The organism is Catenibacterium sp. GCM10023432, from assembly GCF_042651925.1.
Lineage (GTDB): Bacteria > Bacillota_I > Bacilli_A > Erysipelotrichales > Coprobacillaceae > Catenibacterium > Catenibacterium mitsuoka.
This window is the reverse complement of record NZ_JBHSEB010000019.1, coordinates 1-2622: the sequence shown is the minus strand read 5'-3', so window position 1 is coordinate 2622 and position 2622 is coordinate 1. Positions and strand designations below refer to the sequence as shown.

Sequence of the window (2622 nt, the reverse complement as noted above, 5' to 3'; positions counted from 1 at the left end):
AAATGATGTACGATTACAAGCTAAACTTGATAGTAGGAACCCCACGGGCTTGCCCGTGGGAGTAGTCAGATATTCCAGATGTATAATTTGATTCCTAACTTAACAGTCAGAGAGAATATTGAAGTAAAGAATGGGAAAAGTATGTTGATGGATGAATATCAGGCTATTGTCGGATTAGGATGTCCTGGTTATGAACCATTTAAGAATTCTATGGAAGTGACTATGAAGATCAAGAACTTCCAATGTGACTATATGAGTACTGTATTTACTGATGGTGTATTTAAAGATTTAGACTTAAGTGAACTCACGAAGACAACGGAGCAATTAAATCAATCAGCACAGAAATTAGTTGAATGTTCAATCCAATTACTGGCAGGATGTACAACGTATGGACAATACCTTCATACATATATGTCCAATGTGTCAAAAGTAAGTGAAGGAGCCAATGCATTGTTAGAAGGTTCTAAACAATATGACGCATCTACACAGGCACTCATTAAAAACTTAATATCTTCTATGAATAATCCTACAGAATTAATTCAATCTAAAATAAATAATATTGATCTCACAGATGAACAGCGTATAGCAGTCAATAAAGCAATCAGTGAAGGTGTTCAGGAAAGCTTAATACAAAATAAGAAGAGTTTAGAACAACTCTCACAATTGCTTTCTCAAAGTCCTGTATCAAAACAATTAGAGACATTATCTTCTAGCTTATCAGAGTTGAGCCAGGCTGGGAATGAACTTTCTCAACAATACCAGACGCTTGTAACGGGTGCAAAAAGCTTATCTGAGGGAATGCGTCTATTTGATCAGGAAGGTATTCAAAAGATCACTGATATAATTACAATTAAGAAGTTAAAAGAAAAAGACCATTATAGTGGTCTATCAGGAAACAATATCACAAATACTAAATTCATCTTTGAGATGGATATCTAGAACCTTGCATTCGCAAGGTTCTTTTCATTTCTATCAGCTTTAATTTAGCTTATATGATATATATTTTCCATCTTTCAAGAGTTACTGTATTTAAAGATTGTGAGTATGTTAAAATATGAACATGGAGGTGATATTCATGGATGATTTCTTAAGTGATATTTATACAATACTCTTTGCGAAATGGATTCTATTGCAGGAAGTGCCTGACTTTGAAACAAAAGTGAATGAAGACTATACAGAGATTCATTTCTATAATAAGCATGCTGATATTGAAATTGTCTTTAATCCATTGAATATCATAGAGTTTAAAGCAACAAATACACAATCTGGTGAGATTGAATATTATCTACATTTCCAGATGAAAACATTGAATCATGCAATAAAGTTATTTAGAGAACTCACTCATTATATGAAGCATATTGGTGATACACCTACTGTTAAGATATTGTTGTGCTGTAGTGGTGGATTAACAACCAGCTATTTTGCGATGAAGATGAATGAAGCCTCTAAATTAATGAGTCTTCCTTATGTGACAGAAGCAAGTGGTTATAATAATTTATACTATGTAGCACAAGATTATGATGTCGTTCTCTTAGCACCACAGATTTCTTATTTACATGCTAAAGCATGTGATATTCTTAAAGATAAAATTGTCTTAAATGTACCACCTGAAGTATTTGCGAAATATGATGTAAAAGCCATCTTTACACTTGTGAAAGAATCATTAGAGATTAAAAAGAACCAATCTGATCAGAAGATTCCTTTACCTGTTATGTTGGATGTAGAAATTAAACATAAGACATTAGCTCTCTCTATTTTCCGTAATAAACAATCCATTCATGTTGCTTATCGTGTATATGATAAGAATCAAGAAATACTATTAGATAACGAAGTGATTAAACCTGTAGTTAATCTTCAGGATATTTGTGACATTATTGATATTGCCCGTCTTCATTATCCTCGTATTCGTTATATAGGTATTGCGACTCCAGGTATTATTGATGATGGTTATGTGTCTTCTACAAGTTTAGTCGGATGGGAAACACCAGAGAGATTAGAAGATGTCCTCACTGAACGTTATCATTTGCCTATATGTATATGTAATGATGTGAATGCAGCTGCAGTAGGCTATTATTCTTCTCAAGATAAGGTAAGTTCATTGGCTTTCTTATTCCAGCCTGTACATGCAGGAAGTGGTGCAGGTATTATTGTGGATAACTGTCTGCTTCATGGTATGCATAATTTAGTAGGAGAAGTACAATTTCTTCCTTTGGATTTAACAGAAGATAAAATGACACTCAGTATGTCTCCTGAAGGATGTATTGAAGTTGTATCACGTACTCTTGTTTCTATTATCAGTTTATTAAGTCCAGAAGAACTTGTTCTTTATTGCGACTTTATTCCCCATATACTTCCTTTATATGAAGAAATGGCTACTCTTATACCAAAAAAATATATTCCGCCTATTACCAAAGTAGATAACATGCAGGAATATATTCTTCTTGGGACTATGATATTAAGTACAACACAGAACTATGAGAGTTCTATATAGTGTTCAATACGATAGTCTATATTCTTTTCATAGTCTCTATTAAAATAACATGCATATAAACAATCTGTTATGAAATGACGATTGTCAAGTGGAAATAACACATTTCTTTGATTTTCGTTTTTCCGTTTTTT

At 32.9% G+C, this 2622-nt stretch carries 2 protein-coding genes; both read left to right on the top strand.

The window, feature by feature from the left end:
• The first annotated feature begins 78 nt into the window (after positions 1 to 78).
• Complete coding sequence (locus tag ACFOZZ_RS03580; RefSeq protein WP_329966365.1) at positions 79 to 939, top strand: hypothetical protein; 861 nt, start codon at positions 79 to 81, stop codon at positions 937 to 939.
• Between the two features lie 136 nt (positions 940 to 1075).
• Entirely contained in the window at positions 1076 to 2491 is a 1416-nt protein-coding gene (locus ACFOZZ_RS03575; RefSeq protein ID WP_376814717.1) for an ROK family protein, read from the top strand.
• Positions 2492 to 2622: the final 131 nt, after the last annotated feature.